A 4226-nucleotide genomic window follows, 5' to 3' on the forward strand; every position below is an offset into this window, starting at 1 on the left:
CCCCGGCGGGGACGGGCGGGTGGTCGGCGGCGTGCCGGGCGGGCACCGTCAGCTGACCGGCGCCGAGCAGGCGCGCGACCTCGACGGTCACCGGGTAGAGCGGACGGCCGAGCAGGAAGGCCAGGTCGCGGCAGCTCCTGGTGCCGTCGACCAGGCGCAGGAGCTCGGCGCCCTGCTCGCGTACCGAGCGGCCGAAGTCGGTGAGCGCCAGCAGGTTCCGGTACGGCGAGAAGCCGGCGTGCGCGAGCGCGGCCAGCCTGCGCTCGGCCTCGCCGAGCAGCCACTCGGCGTCGTAGCCGGAATCGTCGGCGGCGACGACATCCGGGTGGGCATCGATCCAGTGACAGCGATCGATCCAGCCCGCCGCGATGGCGAAGGTGCCGTCGACGGTGGCCGTCATCCGCAGCAGCCGGGTGCGGGCCGCGCCGAGCGGCTGTGCGTCGTCGTGCGGGTCGAGGGCGTCGAAATCCGGTGCGCCACCGGTACTCACGGCCACGATCCGGCCGTCGACGCAGCGGATGTCACCGCCCGGTTCGCCGGTGACGCGCAGGATGCCGGTGAACCGGCGCGCGTCGGCGTCGGTGAGCGCGGCCGCGAGTGGACGGGTGGTGTCCCGCAGGGGGACGGGGAGCTGCATGGTGGTCACATCCCGCGGTGGGCAAGGAAAGGTCGGCGCCGGATCGGTGCAACGGCGATCCCGGCGCAGGCGAGCCAGCAACGGCCGCAAACCATTTCCGGCGAATATGTCCGGCACCTTCATCGGGCTGGGTCGGCCGAGTTCCGGCGAACTCAGCGCATCGTCGGACGCGGCGGTCGTGACCGACCGCCGCACACGGCATCCCGACCCGCGGCAGCGCCGGAAAACCGCCGGTCCGACCCGGGTGGGCGGTGTTGATTGTGTCGATATCGCACGACGATCCCCTGAAGACTTGCTGACGGCGTGCGGTGGCGACCGCACCGTGATCGTGCCGGCCCGGCCAGGGCCGGTCCCGTCACGAGCAAAATCCTGGCAGCACTGAGGATTTCGAGCAACCGATTCCGCGAAATTCGATTCGGTTAATTCCGAGTAAGAAAACTGGTCGGTCTAAGACTTCCGGCAATTGCCTGGCCACCACGCCGACGGGGCGGCGCGGTGGCGTCAAGACCGGTTGGCGCTCCTGAGCATTCAGCCCACCGGGGCCGGTTCGCCCGGCATGCCCTCCAGAGTGAGGCCGCCCTCGATGGTGTTGGGGACGCGGCGGCGGTTGGGGGAGCCCAGCGCCGTGGTCAGGTCGCCGCCGTCGTGTTCGGCCAGCAGTTCGCCGCTGTCCCAGACCAGCAGCGTGGCGCTGACGGTGTTCTCGGCGGTCGAGTGCGCCAGGTCGTAGTGCGCGCAGCCGGGGACGTGGCCGTAGGTGATCCACAGGTCGTAGCCGGTCATGAACAGATCGAGGTCGAATTGCACACTCAGACCGAGCAATTCGCTACGGCCGTTGTCGTCGACGCCCGCGAACGCCTCGTCCAGCGCCAGCAGACGGGGAGCCTGCGGATCGGCGGAGTCGAGCATCACGTGCGCGGCCGCGAACAGCGGCAGGTGCAGCGAGACCGACTGCTCGCCACCGGAGAGCGCGCTGTGCCGGGCCACGGTCAGCTTGTCCTCGCTGCCGTCGCCGTTGATCAGGGTGAACGAGAACACCCGCCAGGTGCGGTAATCGAGGGTGGCGCCGAGGATCTCGGGGTAGGACCGCTCCGGGTGGGCGGTGCGGGCCGCGCGGATCTCCGCGGCGAAATGGGCGCGCACGGCGCCCAGATCCTCCGGGCTCAGCGCCGCGGTGTCCCGGTCGAGCAGTTTGCACATGGCGCGGGCGGCCTCGGACAGGCCGTCGGCCAGGATCCAGTGCACGCCGATGGTGTTGCCCGACGACATCCGGCGCTGCTTCATCTCCGCGCCCATGCGGGTGATGAGTTCGCGGGCGTCGCTGGTGCGTTCGTGGATCTGCTGGGCCAGGCCGGTCAGCAGCGCGTCCTCCAGGATGCGGCGCTCGGCGTCGGTGAGCAGCAGTTCCTGATCGCGGCGCGCGGCGTCGATCCGAGCCGCGAAATCGGCGAGCGCGGCCTGACCGTTCTCGTCGTGCACGGCGACCACGGTCAGGCCGTCGGCGGCATCCCAGTGCAGTCGATAGTCGCGGCCCGACGCGGTGAGCGCGGCATCGAACTCCTGCAGCGCGCTGGTCACCGCCGACCGGGTGGACTTGCGCCCGGCTTCGGTGGCTCGCACCTGGGTGGTGGCGGTGTCGAGGTCGGCGAACAGGGCGGCCACCTCCTCGGGCAGCACGACCGGGTCGGTCTCCGGTCCGGCGGCGACGATCCGGTACTGCAACTGCTCCGGGGTCGACCACGCGGCATCGGTGCTCGGCCAGCGGTGCTCGACCGAGGCACCGAGCAGACTGAGCAGGTCAGGCCGGGCGTAGGGCGCCAGCGACCGCACCTCCGCCAGCACCTCGGTGAGCGCGGTGGCCAGTGCCTCGTTGGCGGTGCGGTAGGCGGCCTCGGCGTCGCCGACCGCCTCGATCGCGGCATTGGCGGCCTTGCGCGCGGCTCGCTGCTCGGCCTTGGCCGCCTCGATCGCGGCGCGGGCGGCCTCGAGGTCGCGGTCGATGTCGGCGGCGCCGGCGCCCAGCGCTTCCCGCAGGGTCTCGAGCTTGCGCTGCTGTTCGGTGAACCCGAGCCGGGCGGCCTCGGCCTCCTCGGCGAAGGCCTCGGCCAGCGCTCGCGCCTCGTCGTGCCGGTCGGCGCCCTCGCGTTCGCGTTCACGTTCGCGCTCGTGTTCGGCGCGCAGCCGCAGCAGCCCGGTGCCGGTGTTCTCGAAGTGCCGGATCGCGGCGGCGAGCGCGTCGAGTTCGCGGGCCTCGGTCGGCGTGCGATGCGCCTGCGCGGTGGCTCGCAGCTTCTTGTCCATCGCGGTGGCCTCGCCGACCGCCTGGTCCAGATCGCGTTCGGTCTGGGTGACGGCCTCCGATCGCGACCGCATGAGACCGGCCGTCTCCGCGACCGCGCGCAGCGCGGCGGTGATCGCGGACGGGCGGGGCAGGGACTTCGTCGCGGCGCTGAGGGTCGCCAATTCGGCGGTGGCCGTGGCCTCGTCGGCCTTCGCCGCCTCGGCTTCGGCGGCAGCGGCCTCGATCGCCGCGTCGAGTTCGGCCTGGCGCAGTTCCCGGCGGCGGGCGCGCGCGGTCGCGCCGAGGAACTCGGCGTCGGGCTTGGTGTGGCGTCCGACGTGCAGGCCGTGCCGGAAGATGCCGGCAGTGCCGACGACGACGGGATCGCCCGCGCCCGCCGGGAGGCGGAGCACTCCAGCGGCAGTCGTTCCGGCCACCCTCGGTTCGGTGCCCGCCGCGTCGGCGGCGGGTGCTTCGTCGAGTGCGATCGAGGCCAGCACCTCGGCGACGATGCTCGTCGGGATCGCCAGATCGTCGGAGCCGTCCTCGACGACAAGGACGTCGGCGAGGGTGCGACCGGCCGGGCGATCGGCGGCGGGCAGCGGGAGCAGATAGCGGACCCCGTCGACATCGGGGACGCGGGCCGGGTCACAGATCCAGGCGTCGAGGAGCCCGGTCGCCTGGAGAGCGGCCTCGATACCCGCGGCTTCGGCCGGGGCCACCGCGTCCGCGAACCGGACCGAGCGCCAGAAGGGCACGCCGGGAAGGTCTGTCGGCTCGCGGGGGTCGGTCGGGTGCGGCGGCGGCGCGTCGTCGCGTTCGGCGGCCACCTTGTCGCGCTCGGCGACCAGCGTTTCCCGGCGTGCGGCCGCGGCCGCCGCCCGCGCCTTGGCTTCCTGCCGTCGGGTGCGGATCTGGTCCTGCAAGGGCTCGCAATACTCGGCCAGCACCTCGTGCACGGACGGGGCGTCCTCCGTGCCCGCCGCGGCGAGGGCCGAGGTCAAGGCATCGAAAAGCCCAGGGCGCTCCGCATCGGCGCTGCGCGGAATGCCGCCGGAACCGAGGTCGGTGTCGTGACCGGTCGGCAGCGTGCCCGCGGCGATCGGCGCCAGCACCGCCGCGTTGGTCTGCCACCAGGTGCGCAGGGCGGCAGCCGATTCGGTCCTGGCCAGCGTGACGGCGGCTTCGGCGTGGGCCACCTCGGCGGCCGCGGCGTCGCGCAGTTCCACGGCGCGTTCGGCCAGGCGCTGGGCGCGGGTGCGATCGGCGGCCAGGGCTTCCCAGCGGCTCAACGCCTTGCGCACCGCG

Annotated in this window: 2 protein-coding genes; both read right to left on the reverse strand. The window is 73.0% G+C overall.

Going from position 1 to position 4226, the window contains the following annotated elements:
- Positions 1 to 637 (reverse strand): hypothetical protein (locus V8688_RS31470; protein WP_342802335.1); only part of this gene is annotated, 637 nt, incomplete at its 3' end.
- Between the two features lie 528 nt (positions 638 to 1165).
- The coding region (locus tag V8688_RS31475; protein WP_342802336.1) for an SbcC/MukB-like Walker B domain-containing protein at positions 1166 to 4226 on the reverse strand (3061 nt) is incomplete at its 5' end.

Source organism: Nocardia sp. No.11 (genome assembly GCF_038752175.1).
GTDB classification, from domain to species: domain Bacteria; phylum Actinomycetota; class Actinomycetes; order Mycobacteriales; family Mycobacteriaceae; genus Nocardia; species Nocardia canadensis.